The sequence below is a fragment of the Kitasatospora sp. NPDC101183 genome, assembly GCF_044767945.1.
Taxonomy (GTDB): domain Bacteria; phylum Actinomycetota; class Actinomycetes; order Streptomycetales; family Streptomycetaceae; genus Kitasatospora.
Window position 1 is genome coordinate 329,035 of the sequence record NZ_JBIWOW010000007.1, and the last position, 24,946, is coordinate 353,980.

The 24,946-nt window shown below is 74.3% G+C and carries 19 protein-coding genes; 15 read left to right on the plus strand and 4 right to left on the minus strand.

Features of this window, described 5'->3' with window-relative positions:
- Positions 1-174 precede the first annotated feature (174 nt).
- From ACIRRS_RS12405 to ACIRRS_RS12430, 6 genes are all read left to right on the plus strand, one after another.
- The gene (locus ACIRRS_RS12405) at positions 175-1,152 is read left to right on the plus strand and encodes a ribose-phosphate diphosphokinase (RefSeq protein WP_402968713.1); all 978 of its coding nucleotides are present in this window, start codon (positions 175-177) and stop codon (positions 1,150-1,152) included.
- A gap of 299 nt (positions 1,153-1,451) precedes the next feature.
- Positions 1,452-2,036: a 50S ribosomal protein L25/general stress protein Ctc gene (locus ACIRRS_RS12410; protein WP_402968716.1), complete on the plus strand. Its 585-nt coding sequence runs from the start codon at positions 1,452-1,454 to the stop codon at positions 2,034-2,036.
- 107 nt (positions 2,037-2,143) lie between these two features.
- Positions 2,144-2,722, plus strand: coding sequence for an aminoacyl-tRNA hydrolase (pth, locus tag ACIRRS_RS12415; RefSeq protein WP_402968719.1), 579 nt, complete (start codon positions 2,144-2,146; stop codon positions 2,720-2,722).
- A 155-nt stretch (positions 2,723-2,877) separates the two neighbouring features.
- Entirely contained in the window at positions 2,878-3,201 is a 324-nt protein-coding gene (locus tag ACIRRS_RS12420) for a hypothetical protein (RefSeq protein ID WP_402968722.1), read from the plus strand.
- Positions 3,202-3,306: 105 nt separating this feature from the next.
- Positions 3,307-3,831, plus strand: a complete 525-nt coding sequence (locus tag ACIRRS_RS12425; protein WP_402968725.1) for a SigE family RNA polymerase sigma factor — start codon at positions 3,307-3,309, stop codon at positions 3,829-3,831.
- A complete protein-coding gene (locus tag ACIRRS_RS12430) occupies positions 3,821-4,681 on the plus strand; it encodes a hypothetical protein (protein ID WP_402968728.1) in 861 nt (286 codons plus the stop codon). The genes ACIRRS_RS12425 and ACIRRS_RS12430 overlap by 11 nt, the downstream gene beginning before the upstream one ends.
- 65 nt (positions 4,682-4,746) lie before the next feature.
- On the opposite strand, the gene ppc is transcribed toward ACIRRS_RS12430, so the two are convergent.
- Complete coding sequence (ppc, locus tag ACIRRS_RS12435) at positions 4,747-7,482, minus strand: phosphoenolpyruvate carboxylase (protein WP_402968829.1); 2,736 nt, start codon at positions 7,480-7,482, stop codon at positions 4,747-4,749.
- 335 nt (positions 7,483-7,817) lie between these two features.
- On the opposite strand from ppc, the gene ACIRRS_RS12440 reads away from it, so the two are divergent.
- A complete protein-coding gene (locus ACIRRS_RS12440; protein WP_402968731.1) occupies positions 7,818-9,092 on the plus strand; it encodes a sensor histidine kinase in 1,275 nt (424 codons plus the stop codon).
- On the opposite strand, the gene ACIRRS_RS12445 is transcribed toward ACIRRS_RS12440, so the two are convergent.
- Positions 9,086-9,598 carry an SUKH-3 domain-containing protein gene (locus ACIRRS_RS12445; RefSeq protein ID WP_402968832.1) on the minus strand — a complete coding sequence of 171 codons (513 nt, stop codon included), beginning with the start codon at positions 9,596-9,598 and terminating at the stop codon, positions 9,086-9,088. The genes ACIRRS_RS12440 and ACIRRS_RS12445 overlap by 7 nt on opposite strands.
- 103 nt (positions 9,599-9,701) lie before the next feature.
- Positions 9,702-10,163 (minus strand): YwqJ-related putative deaminase, encoded by a 462-nt coding sequence (locus tag ACIRRS_RS12450; protein ID WP_402968734.1) that lies wholly within the window; start codon positions 10,161-10,163, stop codon positions 9,702-9,704.
- A gap of 339 nt (positions 10,164-10,502) precedes the next feature.
- Here ACIRRS_RS12450 and ACIRRS_RS12455 point away from each other — a divergent pair, with 339 nt between their 5' ends.
- The 5 genes from ACIRRS_RS12455 to ACIRRS_RS12475 all read left to right on the plus strand — a co-directional run bounded on the left by ACIRRS_RS12455 (position 10,503) and on the right by ACIRRS_RS12475 (position 18,136).
- Positions 10,503-11,651 carry a Gfo/Idh/MocA family protein gene (locus ACIRRS_RS12455; RefSeq protein WP_402968737.1) on the plus strand — a complete coding sequence of 383 codons (1,149 nt, stop codon included), beginning with the start codon at positions 10,503-10,505 and terminating at the stop codon, positions 11,649-11,651.
- A 44-nt stretch (positions 11,652-11,695) separates the two neighbouring features.
- On the plus strand, positions 11,696-12,832 hold the full coding sequence (locus ACIRRS_RS12460; RefSeq protein ID WP_402968740.1) for a DegT/DnrJ/EryC1/StrS family aminotransferase: 1,137 nt from the start codon (positions 11,696-11,698) through the stop codon (positions 12,830-12,832).
- Between the two features lie 60 nt (positions 12,833-12,892).
- The gene (locus ACIRRS_RS12465; RefSeq protein ID WP_402968742.1) at positions 12,893-13,909 is read left to right on the plus strand and encodes an HNH endonuclease; all 1,017 of its coding nucleotides are present in this window, start codon (positions 12,893-12,895) and stop codon (positions 13,907-13,909) included.
- Between the two features lie 31 nt (positions 13,910-13,940).
- Positions 13,941-16,442 (plus strand): SUKH-4 family immunity protein, encoded by a 2,502-nt coding sequence (locus ACIRRS_RS12470; RefSeq protein ID WP_402968745.1) that lies wholly within the window; start codon positions 13,941-13,943, stop codon positions 16,440-16,442.
- A gap of 266 nt (positions 16,443-16,708) precedes the next feature.
- Positions 16,709-18,136: a hypothetical protein gene (locus tag ACIRRS_RS12475; RefSeq protein WP_402968748.1), complete on the plus strand. Its 1,428-nt coding sequence runs from the start codon at positions 16,709-16,711 to the stop codon at positions 18,134-18,136.
- Here ACIRRS_RS12475 and ACIRRS_RS12480 read toward each other — a convergent pair.
- Positions 18,133-18,858: a hypothetical protein gene (locus ACIRRS_RS12480; RefSeq protein WP_402968751.1), complete on the minus strand. Its 726-nt coding sequence runs from the start codon at positions 18,856-18,858 to the stop codon at positions 18,133-18,135. The genes ACIRRS_RS12475 and ACIRRS_RS12480 overlap by 4 nt on opposite strands.
- 415 nt (positions 18,859-19,273) lie before the next feature.
- On the opposite strand from ACIRRS_RS12480, the gene ACIRRS_RS12485 reads away from it, so the two are divergent.
- The 3 genes from ACIRRS_RS12485 to ACIRRS_RS12495 all read left to right on the plus strand — a co-directional run bounded on the left by ACIRRS_RS12485 (position 19,274) and on the right by ACIRRS_RS12495 (position 24,945).
- Positions 19,274-19,600 carry a beta/gamma crystallin domain-containing protein gene (locus tag ACIRRS_RS12485; protein ID WP_402968754.1) on the plus strand — a complete coding sequence of 109 codons (327 nt, stop codon included), beginning with the start codon at positions 19,274-19,276 and terminating at the stop codon, positions 19,598-19,600.
- A gap of 610 nt (positions 19,601-20,210) precedes the next feature.
- Positions 20,211-23,840: a transcription-repair coupling factor gene (gene mfd, locus ACIRRS_RS12490; RefSeq protein ID WP_402968757.1), complete on the plus strand. Its 3,630-nt coding sequence runs from the start codon at positions 20,211-20,213 to the stop codon at positions 23,838-23,840.
- A 70-nt stretch (positions 23,841-23,910) separates the two neighbouring features.
- Positions 23,911-24,945, plus strand: coding sequence for a MazG family protein (locus tag ACIRRS_RS12495; protein ID WP_402968760.1), 1,035 nt, complete (start codon positions 23,911-23,913; stop codon positions 24,943-24,945).
- Position 24,946 lies beyond the last annotated feature (1 nt).

A 24,946-nucleotide genomic window follows, 5' to 3' on the forward strand; every position in this document is an offset into this window, starting at 1 on the left:
GGGGCGGACGGTTTCCGCACGGGCGCGTAACCTTGGGGACATGCGTGCGCCACTGGGCCTGACCGCCCGTGTCCAGGCGCACGAACATTTCCCCCGATCCCCTGTTGCGCGCGGGCTTGGCCTGCCCGGAGTGGGGGGCGGGGTTCAGCGTCCGCAACGCGAGGAGACGGTGCAGTGAGCGGGATCACGACGTCGGGTGAGAAGAAGCTGAAGCTCTTCTCCGGCCGTGCCCACCCGGAACTGGCGACGGAGGTGGCTGCGGCGCTGGGGACCGAACTGGTTCCGACCAAGGCCCTGGACTTCGCCAACGGCGAGATCTACGTCCGCTTCCTGGAGTCGGCGCGCGGTGCGGACTGTTTCGTGATGCAGAGCCACACGGCTCCCATCAACCAGTGGATCATGGAACAGCTGATCATGATCGATGCTCTCAAGCGGGCCTCGGCCCGGAGCATCACCGCGATCCTGCCGTTCTACGGGTACGCCCGCCAGGACAAGAAGCACCTGGGCCGCGAGCCCATCTCCGCCCGGCTGGTCGCCGACCTGTTGCGCCAGGCCGGTGCCGACCGCCTGATGGCCGTGGACCTGCACACCGCGCAGATCCAGGGCTTCTTCGACGGCCCGGTGGACCACCTCTTCGCGCTGCCGCTGCTGGCGGACTACATCGGCGGGAAGGTCGACCGCGACAAGCTCACCGTCGTCTCGCCGGACGCCGGCCGGGTCAAGGTGGCCGACCAGTGGTGCGACCGCCTGGACGCGCCGCTGGCGATCATCCACAAGCGCCGCGACATGACGCAGGCCAACACCATCCTGTCGGCCGACGTGGTCGGTGACGTCCAGGACCGCGTCTGCGTCCTGGTCGACGACATGATCGACACCGCCGGCACCATCTGCGCCGCGGCCGACGCCCTGTTCGACAACGGCGCGGCGGACGTCGTCGTGGCGGCCACCCACGGCGTGCTCTCCGGCCCGGCCGCGGACCGCCTGAAGAACTCCCGGGTGAGCGAGTTCGTGTTCACCAACACGCTGCCCACCCCGGCCTCGCTGCAGCTGGACAAGATCACCACCCTCTCCATCGCCCCGTCGATCGCGGCCGCGATCCGCGAGGTGTTCGAGGAGGGCTCGGTCACCAGCCTCTTCGAGGGCGTGCACTGACGGAGCCCCGCCGCGGCGGCCCCGGTCCCTTCGAGGGGCCGGGGCCGCCGCCGGTTCGGCGCCGCCGCCGATTTCGCGTCAGCGCACCGGTGAGGTTAGACTCGTGAAACTGCTCGGCGAGGGATGCCGTGTGCCCGCTCTACGGGCGCCCGCTCCGTGATCGACGCGCTGCCGGTGCCGGATTCCCGTCCATCGGCAGAGGCCGTTACCGCCGAGTGACCCCCGAACGTACTGAGGGTGTGGTCCCGGCGGTTTTTCGTTGCCTGCACCCCCGCGCCATTTTCACGAGGAGTGCAGTCGTGTCCGAGATCCGCATCGCCGCCGAGACCCGTACCGAGTTCGGCAAGGGTGCCGCCCGTCGCGCCCGTCGCGCCGGCTTCGTCCCCGGTGTCGTCTACGGCCACGGCCACGCCCCGGTTCACCTGAACCTGCCCGGCCACGACCTGATGATGGCCCTCAAGACCCCGAACGCCCTGCTGGTCGTCCCGATCGAGGGCACCGACGAGTACGTCCTGCCGAAGGCCGTCCAGCGCGAGGCCATCAAGCGCACCATCGAGCACGTCGACCTGCTGCTGGTCAAGCGCGGCGAGAAGGTCACCGTCGAGATCCCGGTCCACACCGAGGGCGAGCTGGCCGCCGGCGGCAACCTGCTGGAGCACGTCCTGCAGGCCCTGCCGATCGAGGCCGAGGCCACCCACCTGCCCGAGTCGGTCACCGTCTCGGTCGCCGGCCTGGAGGCCGGTACCTCGGTGCTCGCCGGGGACATCGTCCTGCCGGCCGGCGTCTCCCTGGCCGTCGAGGCCGACACCGTCGTGCTGCAGGTCATCGCCGCCCAGGCCGCCCCGGCCGAGGAGGCCGCCGAGGCCGAGGGCACCGAGGCCTGAGCCTCGCCCCGTAGCTGAGACCGCTGCCCCGGTCGCTCCCCTGGAGCGGCCGGGGCAGCGGTGCGTCCGGGATGATGACGACGAGCGAGAGGGAGAGGACCGAGGGCATGGCGGACGAGTACGAGGGCCCCTGGCTGGTGGCGGGGCTGGGCAACCCAGGCGAGCAGTACGCGCGCAACCGGCACAACATCGGCTTCATGGTGGTCGACCTGCTGGCGCAGCGGATGGGCGCCAGGTTCAAGGCGCACAAGAGCAGGGCGCAGGTCGCCGAGGGGCGGCTGGCGGGCAGGCGGGTGGTGCTCGCCAAGCCGATGACCTACATGAACCTGTCCAGCGGGCCGCTGATGGTCCTGCGGGACTTCTACAAGGTGCCGGCCTCGGCGCTGATCGCCGTCCACGACGAGCTGGACGTCGACTACGCGGCGCTGCGGCTCAGGCTCGGCGGCGGGGACAACGGCCACAACGGGCTGAGGTCGATCACCAAGTCGATGGGCCCGGAGTACTACCGGGTGCGCTGCGGGATCGGCCGCCCGCCGGGCCGGATGGAGGTCGCGGACTTCGTCCTCAAGGACTTCTCCTCGACCGAGCGCAAGGAGCTGGAGTGGTTCGTGGACCGCTCGGCGGACGCGGTGGAGGCGCTGCTCTCCGAGGGCCTGGAGCGGGCGCAGGCGACGTACAACTCCTGAGCCGGGCGGTGTGCTGACCATCCGTCATGTGCACGGTGTGGCGGGTACGCAACAGTCGTACAACGCTTGCCGGGCAAACCTGAATCCGTGTGAGAACCCCGTGCAGGATCGGATAGCGTCGCCCTGGTACGCGAACGAGTCCTGGGGAGTTCTCGATGCGGAGATTGCGTCCGGTCCGCCTGATGCGGCGGCGCCGGGTGGTCCGGCTGGTGAAGCTCGGGCGGCGGGTCGGCACGGTCGGCGCGCTGGGGGCGGCGGGGGTCCTGCTGTCGGGCGGCGCGCTGGCGCACGCCGACGCGGCGGCCGATCCCGAGCCCGCGGCGACGCCCGAGCCGGCGGCGGCGCAGTTCGCCCCGGCCCTCGGCGACTCGGTCGGCCCGGACGCCGGGTTGTTCGCGGTCGGCGGCGGCCTGCTGGTCTCGGCGGGAGGTGCGGCCCTGTGGCTCAAGCGCCGCCGCGCGGGCGAGGTCGGCGAGTAGGCGTACGCGGGTTCTTCGGGGCCGGTGTCCACGGGAAGCGTGGGCGCCGGCCCCTTTTTTTCTTTCCGTGTCATCCGTTTCCGACGGGCGGGGCGTCCTGGGGTCATGAAGCGCGAATCGGTGCGCCCGGGGGGCGGCGACGGAGGCGACCCCTTCGACGAGTTCGTCGCGGCGCGGTACCAGGCACTGCTGCGCGGGGCCTACCTGATCACGGGCGACGTCCACGACGCCCGCGACCTGCTGCACGACGCCCTCGCCCGGGTGTACCCGAAGCGCTCCGCGATCCGCGACCCGCAGGCGGCCGAGGGGTACGTGCGGACCACGATGGTCCGTACGCACGTCTCCCGCTGGCGGCGGACCAGGCGGGAGGTGCTGACCTCCGAACTCCCGGACGCCCCGGGCGAACCGGTGGCCGTCGAGGACGAGCAGCTGGCCGCCGCCCTGCGGGCGCTGCCGGGGCGCCAGCGGGCCGCGGTGGTGCTGCGGTACTACCTGGACCTCCCGGTCGTGAAGGTGGCCGAGGAGCTGGGCTGTTCCCTGCCGACGGCCAAGACCCATCTCGCCCGGGCGATGAAGTCGCTTCGCCAGGACCTTTCCGGTGAGAGGGAGTTGATGGGCCATGTCGGCTGAGCGGCCGGACGGGTTCGAGGAGGAGCTGGTCGTCAGGCTCGGCGCGCGGGCGGCCTCGGTGGGCGGCAGCCCGCCGCTGGCGGCGCTGCGGCAGGCCGGGCGGCGGCGGGCGCGGCGGCAGAACGTGGTGCGCGGGGTGGCGGCGGTGGCGCTGCTGGCGGCCGGGGTCGGGGCGCTGGGACAGTTCGGGGGCAAGGGCGGGGCGCCGCCGACGGTGACGCCGACCGCCACGGCGCCCACCACGCTGCCCTGGTGGGCGGCGGGTCCGGTGAACGGCTGCCAGGGGGGCCCGAGTTCGCTGCGGACCCCGGGGTGGTACCCGCCGATGCCCCCGGGGAGGGAGCCGCCGACCTCGCCGTTGGTGGGGCAGCCGAACATGCCGGGCATGGCCCCGGAGTCGGTGATGGCGAGCCACTCGGCGACCTGGTTCCCGGGCGACCCGGCACTCGACCAGGTGGCCCGGGCCGCCGCGGACCTGGGCACCGGCCTGTACCGGGACCAGTTCTTCGGGATGTGCTACGACTCCGCCACCAGGACGCTCTTCGTGATGCGCAAGGAGGGCGCGTACGCCTTCGACACGGCCCTGCGGGAGCGGGTCTTCTCGGGGGGCGTCCGCTTCGACTTCAGGAACGCGGCCGACAGCCGGATCGCCTTGGACGCGCTGGCCGCCCGGATCGCCGGGGAGGCCGAGACGTACTGGCGGCCGAAGGGCGTGACGCTCGTCGGCGTCGCGGTCTGCGCCGACGGCGCCGGGGTGCGGGTGGACGTCGCCCAGCAGGCGGAGGCCGTGCGGGCGGAGATCCTCGCCCGCTACGGCCCCCTGGTCGTCGAGGTCAACCACCGGGGGTGACCTCGACGGCGAAGGGCCGGTGACCCACGGGGGTGGTCACCGGCCCTTCGCCGTAGCTCCGGTTGTCAGCCGGTGTTGCGCAGGCCGGCGGCGATGCCGTTGACGGTCAGCAGCAGCGCGCGGGCCCGCAGCGGGTCCTCGTGGCGGCCGGTGGCGACCTCCTCGCGCTGGCGGCGCAGCAGGGCGACCTGGAGGTAGGAGATCGGGTCGAGGTAGGCGTCCCGGACGGTGAAGGTCTGCTTCAGCACCGGGTTGTGCTCCAGCAGCTCGCTCTCCCCGGTGAGGCGCAGGACCTCGCGCAGGGTGAGCTCGTGCTCGGCCACGATCTGGTCGAAGACGTGGTGCAGTTCGGCCGGGACCAGCTGCTCGACGTAGTGGCGGGCGATCCGCAGGTCGGTCTTGGCCAGCGTCATGGCGACGTTGGACAGGAAGTTGCGGAAGAAGTGCCACTGGCCGTGCATCTCGTCGAGCACGGCGCCCAGGCCCGCCTCGCGGGCGGCGGCGAGGCCGGAGCCGACGCCGTACCAGCCGGGGACGATCTGGCGGGACTGCGTCCAGCCGAAGACCCACGGGATGGCCCGCAGGCCGTCCAGCCCGGCGCCCGAGTCGGGGCGGCGGGAGGGGCGGGAGCCGAGGTGCAGGGAGGCGAGCTGGTCGACCGGGGTGGCGGCGAAGAAGTACTTCGGCAGGTCGTCCTGCTCGACGAGGGCGCGGTACGCGGTGTGGGCGGCCTCGGAGACCTGGTCCATCGCGGCGTCCCAGCGGGCCAGTTCCTCGGGGGCCTGGCGCGGGGCGGTGTGCAGCGCGGAGGCGGAGAGGGTGGCCGAGATGGTCAGCTCCAGGTTCTCCCGGGCGAGGGAGGGGAGCAGGTACTTGTCGGAGATGACCTCGCCCTGCTCGGTCACCTTGATCTCGCCCTCCAGGGTGCCCCAGGGCTGGGCGAGGATCGCCTCGTGCGAGGGGCCGCCGCCGCGACCGACGGTGCCGCCGCGGCCGTGGAAGAGGCGCAGCCGGATTCCGTAGCGGTGGGCGACGTCGCGCAGGCGGCGCTGGGCGCGGTGGATCTCCCACTGGGAGGTGGTGATGCCGCCGAACTTGGAGGAGTCGGAGTAGCCGAGCATGACCTCCTGGACGTCGCCGCGCAGGGAGACGAGCAGCCGGTAGGAGGGGTCGGAGAGCATCTCGTCGAGGATGCGGTCGGCCTGCTGGAGCTCGTCGGTGGTCTCCAGCAGCGGCACGATGCCGATCTTGGCGATCCCGGCGTGCAGGTCGATCAGGCCGGCCTCGCGGGCGAGGACGGTGGCGGCGAAGACGTCGTCGGCGCCCTGGCACATGGAGATGATGTAGCTCTCGACGATCTCGTCGCCGAAGCGGTCGAAGCCCTCGCGGATGGTGCTGAAGACGCCGAGGGTCTTGGTGCCGGCCTCGTCCAGCGGGGCCGGGGTGGGGGCGAGGGGGCGGCGCGAGCGCAGCTCCTTGGCGAGCAGCCGCTGGCGGTACTCGCGGGGCATGTCGGCGTAGCGCCAGGCTTCTTCGCCGAGGCGGTCGAAGAGCTGGCCGAGGGCGTGGTGGTGGGCCTCGGCGTGCTCGCGCACGTCCATGGTGGCGAGCTGGAGGCCGAAGGCCTCGACGGTGCGGATGGTGCGGGCGAGGCGGCCGTCGGCGATCAGGCCGCCGCGGTGGGCGCGCAGCGAGTCCTGGATGAGCCGGAGGTCGGTGATCAGCTCGCGGGTGCCGAGGTAGTCGCGGCCCTCGACGTGCGGGGTGCCGCCGGCCAGGCGCTCGCGGGTGTTCTCGAGCTTCAGGCGCACGCAGGTGGCCTTGAGGCGGTAGGGCTCCTCGGCGTTCATCCGCTTGTAGCGGGGGCTGAGTTCGGGGAGCCGGTGCAGGTCGGTGTTGAGCGAGGCGAGGAGTTCGACGGAGGCGCCGGCGAGCCGCTCGGAGGTGGAGAGGGTGCCCCGGAGGTCGTCGATCGCGGCGAGGGCGTCCTTGATGCCGTACTCGTGCTGGAGGTTGAGGACGTCCCAGGTGACCTGCGGGGTGACGTTGGGGTTGCCGTCGCGGTCGCCGCCGATCCAGGTGCCGAAGGTGAGCGGGCGCACGCCGTCGGGCAGGTTCAGGCCGACGCGGGCGAGCTCCTCGTGCAGCTCCTCCAGCACCTCGGGGACGGCCTCGCGGTAGAGCTCGTCCAGGTAGTAGACGGCGTTGCGGGCCTCGTCGGTGGGCTCGGGGCGGGCGATGCGCAGCTCGTCGGTCTGCCAGAGCAGGTCGATGACCTCGGCGAGGCGGCGGTCGGCGGAGCGGCGGGCGCTGCTGACGCGGGCCGGGTCGGCGGCGGCCAGGCCGGAGGAGATCTCCTGGCGGTGGATGCGGTCGAGGAGTTCGCCGATCCTGCGCAGCTTGTTGAGGACGCTGCGGCGGGCGGCCTCGGTGGGGTGGGCGGTGAAGACCGGACGGACCGCGAGGTGGGCCAGGGTGTCCTGGAGGTGCTTCGGGTCGGCCTCGGCGAGCTGGTCGGCGGTCTGCGCGAGCAGCGAGCCCTCGCGGGCGCGGCGGGTGGCGAGTTCGCGGCCTCGGTGCACCTGCTCGGTGACGTTGGCGAGGTGGAAGTAGGTGGAGAAGGCGCGCACCAGCTTGGCGGCGGTCTCCAGCTCGATGTCGGAGAGCAGTTCGGCGGTGGCCTCGCCGTCGGTGCGGCTGAGCAGGCGGACCTGCTCGACCAGGCCCAGCAGCTGGGGGCCCTCCTGACGGACCAGTGTCTCGCCGAGGAGGTCGCCGAGGCGGCGGATGTCCGCACGCAGGGCGGCGTTGTCGGCGACGGGGTCGGCGACGACCGGAGTCGGACTGTCCGCCGGGTTGGGGACCGGAGCGGTCACGGCTGGCTCCCTCTGGTGGTGGGGTTCGGCAACGGCTCATCGTCACAGGTCCGCGCACACAGTGGCGGGTGTGACGCGTGCGGACCGCGCTGTCCGACGCGACCAGCATAGGTGTCGGGACGGGCGGTGTCCGAGAGGTGGCCGGATGGCGGACAGAGCTGCCGAAAAGCACCTGTGGTCTGGACCACTTACCGGGCCGCCGCGGTGTGTCGGGCGAACCGGGTGGGGAGGGGACGGGGTTGCACCTTAGTCTTTGGGGCATGAGCAAGTCGCCTGGGGAGCGCGCGCCGGTCATGTCGTTCTGGTGGTGGAAGCGGCGGCGCAGCGCTTTCCTGGACATCGGGCTGGCGCTGCTCGCCGCGCTCGAGTGCGTGGTGAACGTCCTCAACTTCTTCTCCAGCAGGGTGCACCTGTCGGGCGCGGCCTCGGTCGGGATCGGGGTGATGGGCGTGCTGGCGGGCGGCACCCTGGTGCTGCGGCGGCGCTGGCCGGCCGTCCCGGTGCTGGTGACGCTGCTGCTGATGCCCGTGATGCTGAGCGTGACGCTGCTGGTGGTGTCGCTGTACACGCTGGCGGAGACCTGGGAGTGGCCCTCGACCCGGCGGCGGGTGGTGGGGCTGTCCGCGCTGGCCTTCGCCGAGTCCGTCGCCGTGATGCTGGTGTCGATGCTCAGCCCCGGCGACACGGCGCTGGAACGGCCCCCGGTCTGGGGCCAGGTGCTGCTCTCGGTGTTCGTGGCGATCGGGCTGACCGTCCCGCCGGTGGTGACCGGGCTGTACGTGGGGGCGCGGCGGCGGCTGATCGAGTCGCTCCAGGACCGCGCGCACGGCCTGGAGGCGGAGTTGGACCTGCTGGCCGAGCAGGCGCGCGAACGCGCCCGCCGGGCGCGGCTGGAGGAGCGCACCCGGATCGCCCGGGAGATGCACGACGTGGTGGCGCACCGGGTGTCGCTGATGGTGGTGCACGCCGGGGCGCTGGAGCGGATCGTCGGCAAGGACCCGGAGAAGGCCGCGCAGAGCGCCAAGTTGATGGGCGAGGTCGGCCGGCAGGCGCTCAACGAGCTGCGCGAGATCCTCGGGGTGCTGCGGATGGACGACGAGGGCGGCCAGCCGGAGCCGGACTCGCTGGCCGGGCTGCCGCGGCTGGTGGACCAGTCCCGGGCGGCGGGGATGGCGGTGACGCTGACGGTCAGCGGCAGCCGCCAGGAGTTCACCGGCGAGGCGGAGCAGACCGCGTACCGGGTCGTCCAGGAGGGGCTGACCAACGCGCACAAGCACGCGGGCGGCGCACAGGTGTCCGTGCTGCTGGCGTACGCGCCGAACGGGGTGCGGGTGAGCGTGGTCAACGCCTGCCCGGGCGGGGAGCGCGGCGCGGCGCAGCTGCCCAGCGGCGGCAACGGGCTGGTCGGGATGCGGGAGCGGGTGGTCGCGCTGGGCGGCACCTTCTCGTCCGGGCCGGAGGCGGACGGCGGGTTCCGCGTGGAGGCGGTGCTGCCGTCCCGGCTGGCCGTGCGGGCGGACCGGCTCGGTCAGTAGTCCTCGGCCGTCATCAGCCGCTGGGGCGCCGTGCCCAGGACCAGGGTGGTGATCGCCTGGTCGATGCCCTGGCCGAGGAACCACTCGCCGGTGTGGTCCAGGCTGTAGACGCGCCCCTCCTCGTCGACGGCCAGCAGCGCCTGCCCGTACGCCTCCTCGCCGAGCGGGGCGAGCTGGACGCCCAGGGCCCGGCCGAGGTCGAGCAGGGTGCGCGGCTGGTGCAGGCCGCAGAGCGGGTCGAGCAGGAACGGGGTGCGGGCGACCTGGCGGCCGGGGCCGGTCAGGTCGAAGGCGAGGCCGCCGAACTCGGCCCAGACCTCCACCGCCGCCGGGAACACCGCGTGCTGCGCGCCGGTCGGGGCGCCGTGCCCGACCAGGGCGTCGGCCCACTCCTCGGCCTGCCGGATCTCCCAGCGGCCGGGGTGCCAGCCGGCCGCCTTCAGCTCGGCGGCGACCTCGGCGGGGAAGCGCGGGCGCGTCCGCCCGGGGGCGCCGGCGGGGTGCAGGGTGGCCGGCGGTGGGGGTGGGAGGGGCGGGTTCAGGACGGGCTCCTGGGCTCGGGGACGGGGGGCGCCGGGCGCGATGGATCGGGCGGGGCGCGGGCGGCGGTCAGTGCGCGGGTGGGCCGACCGCGACGCTCCGTACGGTGAAGTGCTCCAGCATCGGCTCGCAGGAGCGGCACGGCGGGGCGTGGGTGCCGTGCGTCGGGTCCCCCTCCTCGCGGATGCGGACGGTCGTCATCCGGGCGCCGCGCAGCGCCTTGCGCGCCTCGTGCAGCGTCATCGCCTTGCGGGCGGCGCGCTTGGAGCGCCGGCCGTCGACCGCCGTGAGGTAGCGCGAGAGCAGGACGGCCTCCGGGCAGTGGCCGGTGAAGCGCTCGCGCGCCTCGACGGGCAGCGCGTCCAGGAACTCGCCGACCAGCGGGTGCAGGGCCGGGCGGCGGGCGTCCTTGTCGCCCGCCAGGGTGTGCACCTCGCCGCCCTTGAGCGACAGCGCGGCGGCGACGGCGGGCAGGAGGCTGTCGCGGAGGTGGCGAAGTACGGGCGGGCCCGCCGGCTCACCGGTGGTCATCCGTCCTCCCCCTCCTCGCCGCTGCTCCGGTGTCACTCTCGCCCGTCTGGTACCGGGCCTTCCGGGGCAAGCCTGTCAAACGGCACCGACAACCGCACATCCGGGGTGCGGGGGTGCCCGGGCCGTGACGGGGACCCACCGGGTGCTCACCCGATGCTGGCCGAATCCCCACAGTGCCGTCATGAATTGTCCACTGATTTCAGGAAAGTGGCCCGGGGCCGGGGGCACGGCCGGTACGGTTCCGGCACCGAGCGGGCCGCGGGCGGCTGCCCGGAGGGGCCGAGTCCCCTGCCCGCGCCGGAGGTTGGGGCCGCGCCCGAGAACCGAGGGAGCTCGACGATGACGTCGTGGCAGTGGGCGGCCGAGGCCGCCAACCAGGCGCCCGGAGGCCACGTGCCCACCCCGGGGGCGCCGCCGGAGCCCGTACCGGAGCGGCCCGTCGGGCTGGCCGTGGTCGGGGCCGGATACTGGGGGCCCAAGCTGGTCCGCAACGCGCAGCACACCCCGGCGCTGCGGCTTCACTGGCTCTGCGACCTGGACGCGGCCAAGGCCCGTACGGTGCTGGGGGAGTACAGCACCGTCGGCGCCACCGACGACTACCGGCGGGTGCTCGCCGACGAGCGGGTCGAGGCCGTCGCGGTGGCCACCCCGGCGGCCGGGCACTACCGGCTGGTGCGGGCCGCGCTGGAGGCCGGCAAGCACGTGCTGGTCGAGAAGCCGATCACCACCTCCTCCGCGGAGGCCGCCGAACTCGTCGAGCTGGCCGAGCGTTCGGGGCTGGTGCTGATGTGCGACCACACCTTCTGCTACACCCCGGTGGTGCGCCGCATCCGCGAACTGGTGCACGGCGGGGAGATCGGCGACGTCCAGTTCTTCGACTCGGTGCGGATCAACCTCGGCCTCGTCCAGCCCGACGTGGACGTCCTGTGGGACCTCGCCCCGCACGACCTGTCCATCCTCGACTTCGTGCTGCCACCCGGTGTCGAGCCCGTCGGCGTCTGCGCGCACGGCGCCGACCCGATCGGCGCGGGCCGCGCCTGCGTCGCGTACCTGACGCTGCGGCTGAGCAACGGCGCGCTGGCGCACTGCCACGTCAACTGGCTCTCCCCGACGAAGGTCCGCACCACGCTGATCGGCGGCTCCCGGCGCACCCTCGTCTGGGACGACCTCAACCCGCAGGCCCGCCTGGCCGTGCACGACCGGGGCGTGGACCTCACCCCGCCCGACGAGCTGACCGACGCGATCCGGCACCGGGCGCTGATCTCCTACCGGGTCGGCGAGATGGTCGCCCCCGCGCTCGTCGAGCAGGAGGCGCTGCGCAACGTGATGGCCGAGTTCGCCGCCGCCGTCCTGGAGGGCCGCGCCCCGCTGACGGACGGCCGGGCGGGGCTGCGGGTGCTGCGGCTGCTGGAGGCCGCCTCACTCAGCCTCGAACTCGGCGGGGCCACCGTGCCGGTGGGCTCCGGCGAGCGGGAGGCGGTCCGGTGAGCGGTGCGGTCGGCGGTGAGGTGAGCAGTGAGGTGAGCAGTGAGGTGAGCAGTGAGGTGAGCGGCATCCCCCTGGTGGACCTGGCCGCCGCGCACGCCGAGGTCGAGGCCGAGGTCCGGGCCGGGTTCGAGCGGGTGCTCGCCAGCGGCGCGTACGTCAAGGGGCCCGAAGTCGCGGCCTTCGAGCGGGAGTTCGCCGCCTTCAGCGGGGTCGGGCACTGCGTGGGCGCCGCCAACGGCACCGACGCCCTCGAACTCGCCCTGCGCGCCCTCGACCTGGCCCCCGGCGCCGGGGTGGTGCTGCCCGCCAACACCTTCGTCGCCACCGCCGAGGCCGTGCTGCGCGCCGGGCTGCGGCCCGTCCTCGTCGACGCCGACCCCGAGCACCTCCTGATCGACCCCGGCCGGGCCGCCGAGGCCCTGCCCGGCGCGGCGGCGTTGCTGCCCGTTCACCTGTACGGGCAACTCGCGCCGATGGAGGCGCTGCTGGAGCTCGCGGACGGCCGGCCGGTGATCGAGGACGCGGCGCAGTCCCAGGGCGCCCGGCGGCACGGGCGCGGCGCGTACGGGCGGATCGCGGCCACCAGCTTCTACCCGGGCAAGAACCTCGGCGCGTACGGGGACGCGGGCGCGGTGCTCACCGACGAGCCCGGACTCGCCGACGCCGTCCGCCGGATCGGCGACCACGGGGCGCGCGGCAAGTACGTCCACGAGCGGTTCGGCTTCAACTCCCGGATGGACGCCCTGCAGGCCGTCGTCCTGCGCGCCAAGCTGCGCCGGCTGCCCGCCTGGAACGCCGCCCGCCGCGCCGCCGCCGACCGCTACCGCGCGCTGCTGGACCCGCTCGTGGGGGCCGGCCTGCTCACCGCGCCGGGCACGGCGCCGGGCAACGAGCACGTCTGGCACCTCTACCCGGTGCGGGTCGGCCGCGGGCGGGACGCGGCGCTGGCGGCGCTGCAGGCGGCCGGCATCGGCGCGGGGGTGCACTACCCCGCACCCGTCCACCTCCAGCCCGCGCTGCACCACCTCGGCCACCGCGCCGGGGCGTTCCCCGTCGCCGAACGGGCCGCCCGCGAACTGCTCAGCCTGCCGCTGCACCCGCACCTCACCGAGGCCCAGCAGGCCCGGGTCGTGGAGGTGTTGGGGCGGGCCCTGGGTGCGGGGGGTGCTGCGGCCGGGTGACCCCCTAGGCTGGTGTTCGGCAAGCGCACCAGAGGACGCAGCAGCAGTGGGGGCTCCCAGATGACGACAGGTCGGCCCGGCGTCGCCGTCGCACCGAACGCGGCGTACGCAGGTCAGGTGGTGCATTTCCCGGACCCGGTCCGCGCGGAGCGGCACCCGGCCGGGGTCCAGGTGGACGAGCACGGCTACCCGGACTTCAGCCCGTACGCCGCCGCCGCGGCCGAGGTCGCCGACCCGCCCGAGGGCTTCGGCGTGGACGAGCTGCGCCTGACCGACTACGTCTCGGCCAACGCCGCGCTGTTCACCCAGGGCCACCCGCTCTGGGCCGACCAGGAGACCGCCGTCGCCACCCCGGCCGGCTGGACCTGGCACCACGTCGCGGGCCACGCGGCCCCCGGCTGGCGGCGCATGGAGCTCGTGCCCGTCGAGGTCAAGGCCCTGCTGCGCCACCACGGCGGCCTGGCCACCTCCGGCGCCGACCACACCCGCCGCGGCACCCGCCCGCTGCAGGAGCGCCGGCCCGTCCACTTCTCGCTCGCCAAGGACGGCGGGGACCCGATCGGCGTCCCCGAGGACCTGGTGCAGCGCGCCGAGGCGCGCCTGGGCTACCGGCTGCCCGGCGCCTACCGCAGCTTCCTCAAGGTCGGCGGCGGCCGCGCCCCGGTCGGGGTCGCGCTGGACACCGAGCTGGGCCTGCTGCTCGACCAGCCGTTCCTCACCCTCACCGAGGAGTACGGCACCGAGGACGTCGTCTACGCCAACAAGTGCCTGCGCGACCACCTCACCAAGGACTTCCTGGGCGTCGCCTACGCCCAGGGCGGCATCGTCGCGCTCAAGGTGCGCGGGGAGCGGGCCGGCTCGGTCTGGTTCCACCTCTACGACGACGCCCGCGACACCGGCGCGCAGGAGAGCCCGGAGGAGCGCTGCGCCCGGCTGCTGCTGCCCTGCGGGGACGACTTCGACGCGTTCCTGCTGCGGCTGGCCGGCAGCCCGCCGGAGCTGGAGACGGTCGCGGAGCTGATGGTGGACGGCGGGTTCGCCCGGGCCGTCCGGCCGCACGGACAGGCGGGGGAGTGACGAGGATGCGGACGACAGGGGTGAACCGGGCGTGGTGACGTACGCGCAGGCGCAGGAGCTCGCCGAGGAGTGGATCAACGGCGGCGTGCCGCTCGCGCAGCAGCGCGAGGTACGGGTGCGGGAGTTCGACCTGGGGTTCGTCTGCTGGGCGGTGCAGCCCGCGGACGCCGGGCCGGACGCCGACACGGGCGAGGCGCGGCTGGTGATCGCCCGGGACTCGGGGGCCAGCACGCTGTGGCCGGCGCTGCCGGTCAACGAGGTCGTCCGGCAGTTCGAGGAGGCGTACGGGCGGCCGGTCGCGGCCAACCCGGCGGGGGCGGCGAAGCCCGCTCCGGGGCCGGTGGAGGCCACCTCCTTCCTGCTCAGCCCGCCGCAGTGGCTGCAGGAGGCGGGGGCGGCGGCGATCGCGGCGGAGGCGGAGAAGCTGGGGACGACGGCTCCCGCCGAGCCTGTCGCGCCGGTTGCCCCTGTTGCTCCCGTCGCCCCCGCCGAGCCCGTGGCGCCGTTCGCGCCCGCCGAGCCCGTGCCGCCCGTGGCGCCCGCCGTGCTGACCACGCCTCCCGCCTCCGACCGTCCGGCCGGGGACGCGCCGACCATGCTCGCCCCGCCGCCCGGGGCCGAGGACTCGTTCTGGGCGCCGCCCGCGCCCCCCGCCTCCCCCAGCGCCCCGGACCCGTCCTGGGCGCCGCCCGCGCCGCCCTCCCCGGTGGCGCCGTCCCCCGTCCCGCCCGTGCTGGCGCCGGACGGCCTGCGGACCAGCGGCTCCGACCTGCCGGACGTGCCCGCGCCGCCCGGCGCCGAGGCCGCGACCGTGCTGATGCCGCCTCCGCCCGCCCCGATGCCCGCCCCCGTTCCGGCCCCCGCCCCGCAGGCCCCCGCGCCCGCCCCGGCCGTGGAGCCGGCGCCGACGCTGCTCGCGCCGCCGGACGCCGTCGCGGGCCTGATGGGCCTGCCCGGCGCGCCCGGCACCCCGCCCGCGGGAGCCCCCGCCGCCCCGGTGGAGCACGCACCCACGATGCTGGCCGCCCCCGGCTCCGTGCCCGGTCTGATGGGCCTGCCCGGAGCCCCCGGCACCCCGCCGGGCGGCACCCCCGCGGGCCCGCCGCCCGCCCCGCCCGCACCCGCCCCGCAGGCCGGCGGCCGCGCGGCCTCCTCGGCCCCGCCGCCGCCCCCGCCGGCCGCGCTGCGCGGCGGCTCCTCAGGCCCGGCCCCGCAGGCCGGCGGCCGCTCCGCCGCCTCCGCCCCGCCGCCGCCCCCGCCCGCCGGGCTGCGGCACACCCCGGGCTCCGGCACGCCCGCCGCACCCGCGCCGGCGCCCGCCCCCGGCGCGGCGTACGAGGCGACCCAGCTCGCCGGCGCCGTCGACCCGGCACTGCTGGGCGCCGCCCCGGCCGACCCGGGCACCCCGCCCTCCGGCGGCCCCGCCGTCCCGCCGCCGCCCGGCGGCCCGGCGGTCCCCGTCTCGCCCGGCGCCGGCTACGGCTACCCGGGCGGCGCCCAGGGCGTCGTCCCGCCCGCGCCGGTCGCCGGCCACCCGCCGGCGGCCCCCGTGCCGCCGGGCGTGCCCGCCGTCGGGCCCGGCTACTTCGCCGCGCTCAGCTACCGGGGCCCGGACGGCTCGGAGCAGAAGCTGCTGCACCGCAGCGAGCCCGGCACCCCGCACCCGGAGTGGAAGATCCTCCAGGACCTGCGGCGGCTGAACGTGCCGCCGGAGCAGGTGCTGGAGCTGTACACCGAGCTGGAGTCCTGCGACCTGCCCGGCGGCTACTGCAACCGCATGATCGCCGCCTCCTGGCCGAACGTGCGGCTCACCCACACCGCCCCGTACGGCCGTGACCACGCCTCCCGCCAGGCCGGGATGGCCGAGCTGCTCGACCACCTGGACGAGCTGCACCAGCAGGCCGCCGGCGCCCAGCGGGTCCGCCCGTTCCGGGTGCCGCCGCCCGCGCCGGGCACCGTCCAGGCCCTGCCGCCGCTGCCCCCGCAGCAGCTGGCGCAGGAGGTCGGCGCGGCCTTCGGGCAGAACGTGTTCCGCTACGAGCAGCGCGCCGTCTCCCGCCAGGGCGTGCCGGAGCCGGTCTCGCAGAGCCTGATGTGGGCCGGGCTGCCGCGCGACTTCGGCCCGTTCTTCTGGGCCCAGGCCCAGGAGGGCCGCCCGATCCCGACGCTGGCCGAGCTGGCCGCCGAGCGCGGCCTGCCCGCCGCCCCGGACTTCGGCGGCTACCTGGTGCTCGGAAACGACTACGGTCGGCAGCTGTGCGTGCAGTACGGCACGGCCAACGTCGTCGCCGTGGACGTCGACGGAACCGGCCAGCCGCCGCGCTTCGTCAACAGCGGTGTGCCGGAGTTCGCCCGCGCGCTGGCCCTGCTGGGCCGGATGTGGCGGCTGCGGTACGGGCTGACGCCGGACCAGGCCGGTCGCTGGACGACCGACTTCCAGGCGCAGCTCGCCGCGATCGACCCGGCGGCCCTGCAGAACGCGGACACGTGGTGGGCCGTACTGCTGGAGCAGTTCTGGGACGGCCTGCTCTAGGGCTGCCGTCGCCGATCCTCGCAGGTGGGGAGGGGTCGTTCCGGGGTCCGGAGCGGCCCCTCCGGCGTACCGCGGCGGCGGTGCCTCGTTGGGGTTTCGTCCGGATCTGCGCAAAATAGGTCAAGAGGATGGGCCTACCCGTCCATCCTCGACGCAATCAGGTCCGCGAGACGACCGAATCCGGCCCCGGCCACGGAACCGGTTCCGGATTCGTCCGCTCCGTCCGATCATGGGCTCCGCAGCCCGCGAAACGAGGGGAAGAGCCCATGAGCGACGCCGTCCCCCAGTACGGCTTCACCCAGGCACGGCGCGGTTACGCGCCCGATCAGGTCGAGCGCGCGCTGGAGGCCCTGACCGCCCAGCGCGACGAGGCCTGGGAACGGCTGAGCGTCCTCGGCGCCGGCATCCGGCAGATGGAGGGCCGCCTGGCCGACATCCGCCGCGCCGCCGAGGACGCGCCGGAACCCGACTACGAGGTGCTCAGCGAGCAGGCCGCCGGCCTCGCCGCCATGGCCCGCAACGAGGCGCAGGCCGTCCGGGAGAAGGCCGAGCGCTTCTCGGAGGACCTGCGCGACGAGACGTACGACGCCGGGCAGGCGCTGGACAAGGCCGCCAAGGAGTACTCCGCCACCACCCGCAAGGAGGCCGACGCGGCCGCCCGCCGCACCGAGGAGCGCACCCGCTCCGAGGCCGAGGGCCTGCGCTCCGCCGCCGACCGGGACGGCCGCACCGCCCGGGACACCGCCACCGCGTACGCCGCCAAGGTGCGGGTGGCCGCCGCCGAGGCCAACGAGCACGCCGAGGCCGAGCTGGCCTCGCGGCGCCGCAAGGCCGACGAGACCTTCGCCGCCGCGCAGGCCAAGGCCGACGCCGAGGACGCCCAGGTGTCCTCCACGGCCGAGCGCCGGGTCAAGGAGGCCGAGCAGCAGCGGGAGACGGTCCTCTCGCAGATCAAGCAGCAGGAGGCCGAGGCGCAGGCCAAGGCCGACAAGCTGGTCGAGCAGGCCCGCCGGGAGGCGGAGGGGATCAACGCGCGGATCGAGCGCGAGCAGCGCGAGTTCGACACGCGGCTGGAGACGGTGCAGAAGCACCTCGACCACATCAAGGCGACGCTGGCCTCGCTCACGGGCGCGGCGGTCGGGCAGATCGAGCCCGAGCTGCTCGCCGCGGTGCTGCCGACCGAGGCGGCCCCCGCCGAGGCCCCGGTCCCCGCTCCTGAGGACGCGGCTGCGGTCGTGGGCGCGGCCGTGGACTCCGAGGCGGACACCGGCGAGATCCCGCTCCCGCCGGTGCGGCCGAGCCTGCGCAAGGCGCCGGCCAGGGAGCAGGCGACGGCGGTGCTGCGGGCGCCGGTCCTCGGCGGCGCAGCGGACCGCAAGCCGGGCGCGGACAAGGCGGCCGACAAGCCCGTCGCGGACAAGGCACCGGCCGACGCCGAGCCGGCCGACGCGAAGCCGGCCGACGTCAAGCCCGCGGACGCGAAGCCCGCGCCCGAGGGCGAGCCCACGGTGGTGACCGGCCCGGTCACCCCGTCCGCCCTGCCGCCGAAGCCCTCAAGCCCGCCCCCGGCCCCGGCCCCGGCCGCGAGCGAGGGCGAAGGCGAGGACGAGACCAAGATCGTCCCGAAGATCATCATCGTCGACGACGGCGCCGGCTACGCCACCCCGAACACGGTCTCCTACCGTCGTCGTTAGCCCTTCCCCTCCCCGGTGATCAGCCGGGTGAGCTTGGCGTCCTGGGCCCTGACCGCCTCCTTCTGGGCGGTCAGGGCCTCGGCGTTCCGGTCGACCAGCTGGCGCTGGTAGCCGTCCAGGACGGCGAAGTAGACGGCCGCGAGGCGGCTCGTGCCGGTGGTGCAGTCGGCGTCGGCGCGGGCGGCGGCCAGTTCGGCCTGGGTGATCTCGGGCGCCGCCTCGTACGTCTTCGGCAGTTCCTCCGGGACCGCCGCCTCGAACCCGGCCGTCGCCATGCAGGAGGCCCAGTCCTTGCGCGCCGCCAGCACCCGGGCGTCCTGGGCGGTGGCCTTCGTCGACTCGTCGAACAGCTGCCCCACCAGGTCGGCGCCCTTGGGGGGCGGGGAGCCGATCTTCTCGGCGGCCTGCCGGTCGCAGTCCACCCGGGCCGCGTCGTAGGCCTCGCCGCCGTAGCCGGCCGAGGCGTCGGGCGCGCGGGGGGCCGGGCGCCTGGGCGGGTGGAAGCCCTGGGCGTTCGCGGGCCCCGGGCCGATGTAGCCCCAGGGCCCGGCGGGCAGCGCGGTCAGGTTGTCCGGCGGCTGCGCGGGCTGCAGCCCGTCCCCGGTGAAGGCCGCGTACCCGGCCGTATGCATGCAGGAGACGATCAGCGCATTGCGGGCCTTGATTTCCTTGACGGCGATCTGGTCGTCGGCCCGATAAGCGGAAAGAGGAAGTCCGGTCATTGCGCCCCGGCCGGAATCCGGAGTGCGCGGATCGGAAATGAGCGGCGGTGTCAGGGAGGATTTCGGTAAGGCCTTGCCGGAGTCGCCGGAGCAGCCTGCCGTTCCTGCCGAGAGGGTGGCCAGAACGGCTGCCAGGGCGATGGCGGTGAATCGCCCGAATTGGGTGGGACGTGGCAAGCGTCTGCTCCTATCCTCTTGTGCGGCAAGTGTGTTGGGACCCTAGCGCATTTCGTCTCGATACGTTCCCGGAGCCCCTGCGGGCGATCGTCTTGGCCGGAAAACAACTGTCCGCCCACAGTGCGTCGTGCGAATCTCTGGAGTCTCGAACACTGCCGATGGAGGGGTTTCAATGATTCGCCGCACCAATCGCCGAACTCGCCTTCGGAAGGGAAAGGGGACGGGCCGGAGGCTGGCCGTGCTCGCGGCTCTGACGGCCGCCGCGTCGACACTGCTCCCGGTCTCCGGCGCGAATGCCGTGAACCGCGTCGACTGCGGAAACCGGGACGATTACGCGAAGGTGTACAACTACGGCTACGGCGGGCAGCTCTGCTTCGCCAACGACGGCTGGATGTCCGTGCGCATCTACAACGTCGACCGGATCGACGCCGGCAACAACAAGGTCGTCACGTACCTGGGCGGCGGCCTGGGCTCCTGGACGGTCTTCACCTGGGAGCGCTACGACTTCAACGCCAACCAGGGGCACCAGGTGATGATGTACGACATCAACCTGTCGCGCTGGTGAGCCCGAGGGCCTGACCGCCGGGCCGGTGCGGACGCCCGGGGCGAGGGTTCGAGGGTTCGAGGAAGCAGCGGCAACAGAAGAGGCCGAGACCCGCGGCGCCCTCCAGGAAAGGGCGCCGCGGTTCCCGGCGCTTGGGCGGGCGCCCCCACCCAGGGTCGCCCGGCCTCGCACCCCCGACCCCCATCGGGTGGTGCGACAGGTGCCCCCCACAGCCATCCCCCACGGTTGGGTGCGGCGGGCACATTCACCATGGTGCAGGACGTCCATGGACGGGCAGTGACAGGAGTATGTCCAGTTCGTGGCACGTAGCGGTGCCCGCCTTTAGGTGCCTGTCACTTCGGTTCGTCCACTGGCGGCTCCGCGATCCGTCCATTCGTTCGTCCTCGGTCGTGTCCCTGACATCAAAGGCGCGGCGCAGGCGGAACATCCCGCGGCATCTCGCGCGGCGCTCGCGTACGGCCCCGCCGGGGCCGTACGCCGCGTGGCCGCCCCTGCCGCGGCGTAGGCTGGGAACCCCCGGCCGCTCGGCGTGCCGGGCCGTTCGCGTTGCCCCGGCGGGCCTTCGCCGCCCGGAGGCAGCATCAGTCACGGGACGAAGAAGAGACCCCAGATGAGCCTGACCGGACTGCTCGATGTCGTCGCGCGGGACGCGGCGCTCGCCGAGGCGATCGAAGCGGCCACCGCCACCGGAGCCGCGGCCGGCGGCCGCCGCCACCTGGACCTGGTCGGACCGCCCGCCGCCCGGCCCTTCGCCATCGCCGCGCTGGCCCGCGCCCTCGCCGGCCGGGCGGCCGGCGAACGGGGCCGCCCGGTGCTGGCCGTCACCGCGACCGGCCGGGAGGCGGAGGATCTCGCCGCCTCGCTGCGCTCGCTGCTGCCGCCGGACGCCGTCGCCGAGTACCCGGCCTGGGAGACCCTGCCGCACGAACGGCTCTCGCCCCGCTCCGACACCGTGGGCCGCCGCCTCGCCGTGCTGCGCCGGATCGTGCACCCGAGGGCGGACGACCCGGCGGCCGGGCCGGTGCAGGTGGTCGTCGCCCCCGTCCGCTCGGTGCTCCAGCCGCAGGTCAAGGGGCTCGCCGAACTGGAGCCGGTGGCCGTGCAGCGCGGCGGCTCGCACGACCTGGAGGAGGTGGCCCGCCGACTCTCGGCCGCCGCCTACGCCCGGGTCGAACTGGTCGAGAAGCGCGGCGAGTTCGCCGTCCGCGGCGGCATCCTGGACGTCTTCCCGCCGACCGAGGAGCACCCCCTTCGGGTGGAGTTCTGGGGCGACGAGGTCGAGGAGATCCGCTACTTCAAGGTCGCCGACCAGCGCTCGCTGGAGATCGCCGAGCACGGCCTGTGGGCCCCGCCCTGTCGCGAGCTGCTGCTGACCGACGAGGTCCGCGCCCGTGCCGCCGAACTCGCCGCCGAGCACCCGGGGTTGGCCGAGATCCTCGACAAGATCGCCGAGGGCATCGCGGTCGAGGGCATGGAGTCCCTGGCGCCCGTCCTCGTCGACGACATGGAACTGCTGGTGGACGTGCTGCCGCTGGGCTCCGTCGCCGTGGTCTGCGACCCCGAGCGGGTCCGCACCCGGGCCGCCGACCTCGTGGCCACCAGCCAGGAGTTCCTGCACGCCTCCTGGGTCGCCGCCGCGGCCGGCGGGGACCGGCCGATCGACCTGGAGGTGATCGACGTCTCCGCCGCCTCGCTGCGCTCCATCGCCGAGGTGCGCGAGCACGCCGCCGAGATCGGGCTGCCCTGGTGGTCCGTCAGCCCCTTCGCGACCAGCGAGTCCACGGTGGACGGCATCCTGGAGTTCGACGCCAACACCCTGACCCTGGGCATGCACGCCGTCGAGGCGTACCGGGGCGACACCGCCCGGGCCATCGCCGACGCCAAGGAGCGCCTGGCCGCCGACTGGCGGGTCGTCATGGTCACCGAGGGCCACGGCCCCGCCTCCCGCCTCGCCGAGGTGCTCGGCAACGAGGGCATCCCGGCCCGCCTGGTCGCCGACCTCGCCGAGGCGCCCACCCGGGACGTCGTCCACGTCTCCTGCGGCTCCATCGAGCACGGCTTCGTCGACGAGGGCCTCAAGCTCACCGTCATCACCGAGACCGACCTCTCCGGCCAGAAGTCCTCCACCAAGGACATGCGCCGGATGCCCTCGCGGCGCCGCAACGCCATCGACCCGCTCGCCCTGGCGGCCGGCGACTACGTGGTGCACGAGGCCCACGGCGTCGGCCGGTACGTCGAGATGGTGCAGCGCACCGTCCAGGGCGCCACCCGCGAGTACCTGGTCCTGGAGTACGCCCCCGCCAAGCGCGGCCACCCCGGCGACCGGCTGTTCGTGCCGACCGACCAGCTCGACCAGGTCACCAAGTACGTCGGCGGCGAGGCCCCGACCCTGCACCGGCTCGGCGGCGCGGACTGGGCGAAGACCAAGCAGCGCGCCAAGAAGGCCGTCAAGGAGATCGCCGCCGACCTGATCAAGCTCTACTCGGCCCGCATGGCCGCCCCCGGCCACACCTTCGGCCCGGACACCCCGTGGCAGCGCGAGCTGGAGGACGCCTTCCCGTACGCGGAGACGCCGGACCAGCTGACCACCATCGCCGAGGTCAAGTCCGACATGGAGAAGTCCGTCCCCATGGACCGGCTGATCTGCGGCGACGTCGGCTACGGCAAGACCGAGATCGCGGTGCGCGCCGCCTTCAAGGCCGTCCAGGACGGCAAGCAGGTCGCGGTGCTGGTCCCGACCACGCTGCTGGTGCAGCAGCACTTCTCCACCTTCGCCGAGCGGTACGCCAACTTCCCGGTCACCGTGAAGGCGCTCTCCCGCTTCCAGACCGACAGTGAGGCCAAGGCCGTCCTGGAGGGCCTGTTCGAGGGCTCGGTGGACGTGGTCATCGGCACGCACCGGCTGTTCTCCTCCGAGACGAAGTTCAAGGACCTCGGCCTGGTCATCGTCGACGAGGAGCAGCGCTTCGGCGTCGAGCACAAGGAGCAGCTGAAGAAGCTGCGCGCCAACGTGGACGTGCTCACCATGTCCGCGACGCCGATCCCGCGCACCCTGGAGATGGCCGTCACCGGCATCCGCGAGATGTCCACCATCACCACCCCGCCGGAGGAGCGGCACCCGGTGCTGACCTTCGTCGGACCGTACGACGAGAAGCAGATCTCGGCCGCGATCCGGCGCGAACTCCTGCGCGAGGGCCAGGTGTTCTACATCCACAACCGGGTGGAGTCCATCGACAAGGCCGCCGCCCGGCTCAAGGACCTGGTGCCCGAGGCGCGGATCGCCACCGCGCACGGGCAGATGGGGGAGACCCAGCTGGAGAAGGTCGTCGTCGACTTCTGGGAGAAGGAGTTCGACGTCCTGGTGTCGACCACGATCGTGGAGTCCGGCATCGACATCTCCAACGCCAACACCCTGATCGTCGAGCGCGGCGACACCTTCGGCCTCTCCCAGCTGCACCAGCTGCGCGGCCGCGTCGGCCGCGGGCGCGAGCGCGGCTACGCGTACATGCTCTACCCGCCGGAGAAGCCGCTCACCGAGACCGCCCACGAGCGCCTGGCCACCATCGCCCAGCACACCGAGATGGGCGCCGGCATGTACGTCGCGATGAAGGACCTGGAGATCCGCGGCGCGGGCAACCTCCTCGGCGGCGAGCAGTCCGGGCACATCGCGGGCGTCGGCTTCGACCTCTACATGCGGATGGTCGGCGAGGCCGTCGCCGAGTTCCGCGAGTCGCTGGCCGGCGGCGGCGAGCCGGAGGAGGAGCCGCTGGAGGTGAAGATCGAGCTGCCCGTGGACGCCCACGTGCCGCACGACTACGCCCCCGGCGAGCGGCTGCGCCTCCAGGCGTACCGCTCGATCGCGGCCGTCAACTCCGAGGCGGACATCCAGCAGGTCCGCGACGAACTCGTGGACCGCTACGGCAAGTTGCCCGAGCCGGTCGAGAACCTGCTGCTGGTCGCCGCCCTGCGCCTGTACGCCCGCCGCTGCGGCGTCGCGGACATCACCCTCCAGGGGAACTTCGTCCGCTTCGGCCCGGTCGAACTGCGGGAGTCCCAGGAGCTGCGTCTCAACCGCCTCTACCCGCGCAGCCAGGTCAAGGCGGCCTCCCAGCAGCTCCTCGTCCCCCGCCCGAGCACCGGCCGCATCGGCGGCAAGCCCCTCGTCGGCCGCGACCTGCTCGGCTGGTGCACGGAGTTCCTCTCCGCGATGTTCGACGACCTCGCAGGCTCGAAGAAGTAGGGGCCGAAGAAGGAGCGGCCGGAGAAGCAGGGGCCCCCGTACGGCGTCCCGGGACGGGTAGGTTCGTCGGGTGACGACGACTGCCGCGAGCCCGGGCGCCGAGGGCGCGAAGCTGATCCTGCTGACCACCACGCACCGGGTGGCCCCCGGGCTGCTGTCCTGGCCCGCCTGGGAGGCGCTGCGCTCGGCGGGGCGGGTGCTGGCGGCGGAGGAGGACCATCCGCAGGTGGCCGCGGTGCGGGCCGCCGGGGTCGTGGTGGAGGTGGCGGCCGAGGCGTCCGTACCGGCGCTGGCGCGGCTGCTGACCGGGCAGCCGGCCGCCGCCGGGCCCGTCGTCTGGCTGGGGAGCCCGGACGGCGACCCGGGGCTGACCGACGCGCTGGCCCGCCTGGCCGTGGAGCGGGCGGGCGAGGTGCCCGAGATCGAGGTGCTGCCCGGCTCGTACGACCTGCCGGGGGCCCGGCTGCTGGACCTGGTGTCGGTGATGGACCGGCTGCGCTCGGCCGGCGGCTGCCCCTGGGACGCCGAGCAGACGCACGAGAGCCTGGTGAAGTACCTGGTCGAGGAGGCGTACGAGCTGGTCGAGGCCATCGAGGAGGGGGACCGCGACACGCTGCGCGAGGAGCTGGGCGACGTCCTGCTCCAGGTGTTCTTCCACTCGCGCATCGCCGAGGAGGACGGGCAGGAGCCGTTCTCCATCGACGACGTGGCCGGGGACATCGTCGACAAGCTGGTCTACCGGCACCCGCACGTGTTCGCGGGCGAGCGGGCCGAGGGCGCCGCCGAGGTCGAGGCGAACTGGGAGCAGCTGAAGGCGGCCGAGAAGGCGGACCGGGAGTCCGTCCTGGACGGCGTCCCGGCGGGGCTGCCCGCCCTGGCGTACGCGGCGAAGCTGGTGTCCCGGGTGCGGCGGGCGGGCTTCGGGAAGGTGCCGGACGAGCCGTACGAGCTGCCGGCCGAGCTGACCGCCGAGTCGGCGGGCCGGCTGCTGCTGGCCGTGGCGCAGCGGGCGCACGACGCCGGGGTGGACGTGGACGCGGCGCTGCGCGCGGCGGCGCGCCGCTACCGGGGCGCGGTGCGCGCGGCCGAGGGGCTCCAGCCGTAGG

Coding starts and splice junctions, on each gene's coding strand:
- pth (WP_402968719.1), top strand. CDS start 2,144: ATGGCGGACGAGTACGAGGGCCCCTGGCTGGTGGCGGGGCTGGGCAAC.
- ACIRRS_RS12420 (WP_402968722.1), top strand. CDS start 2,878: ATGCGGAGATTGCGTCCGGTCCGCCTGATGCGGCGGCGCCGGGTGGTC.
- ACIRRS_RS12425 (WP_402968725.1), top strand. CDS start 3,307: ATGAAGCGCGAATCGGTGCGCCCGGGGGGCGGCGACGGAGGCGACCCC.
- ACIRRS_RS12430 (WP_402968728.1), top strand. CDS start 3,821: ATGTCGGCTGAGCGGCCGGACGGGTTCGAGGAGGAGCTGGTCGTCAGG.
- ACIRRS_RS12440 (WP_402968731.1), top strand. CDS start 7,818: ATGAGCAAGTCGCCTGGGGAGCGCGCGCCGGTCATGTCGTTCTGGTGG.
- ACIRRS_RS12450 (WP_402968734.1), bottom strand. CDS start 10,163: ATGACCACCGGTGAGCCGGCGGGCCCGCCCGTACTTCGCCACCTCCGC.
- ACIRRS_RS12455 (WP_402968737.1), top strand. CDS start 10,503: ATGACGTCGTGGCAGTGGGCGGCCGAGGCCGCCAACCAGGCGCCCGGA.
- ACIRRS_RS12465 (WP_402968742.1), top strand. CDS start 12,893: ATGACGACAGGTCGGCCCGGCGTCGCCGTCGCACCGAACGCGGCGTAC.
- ACIRRS_RS12475 (WP_402968748.1), top strand. CDS start 16,709: ATGAGCGACGCCGTCCCCCAGTACGGCTTCACCCAGGCACGGCGCGGT.
- ACIRRS_RS12480 (WP_402968751.1), bottom strand. CDS start 18,858: ATGACCGGACTTCCTCTTTCCGCTTATCGGGCCGACGACCAGATCGCC.
- mfd (WP_402968757.1), top strand. CDS start 20,211: ATGAGCCTGACCGGACTGCTCGATGTCGTCGCGCGGGACGCGGCGCTC.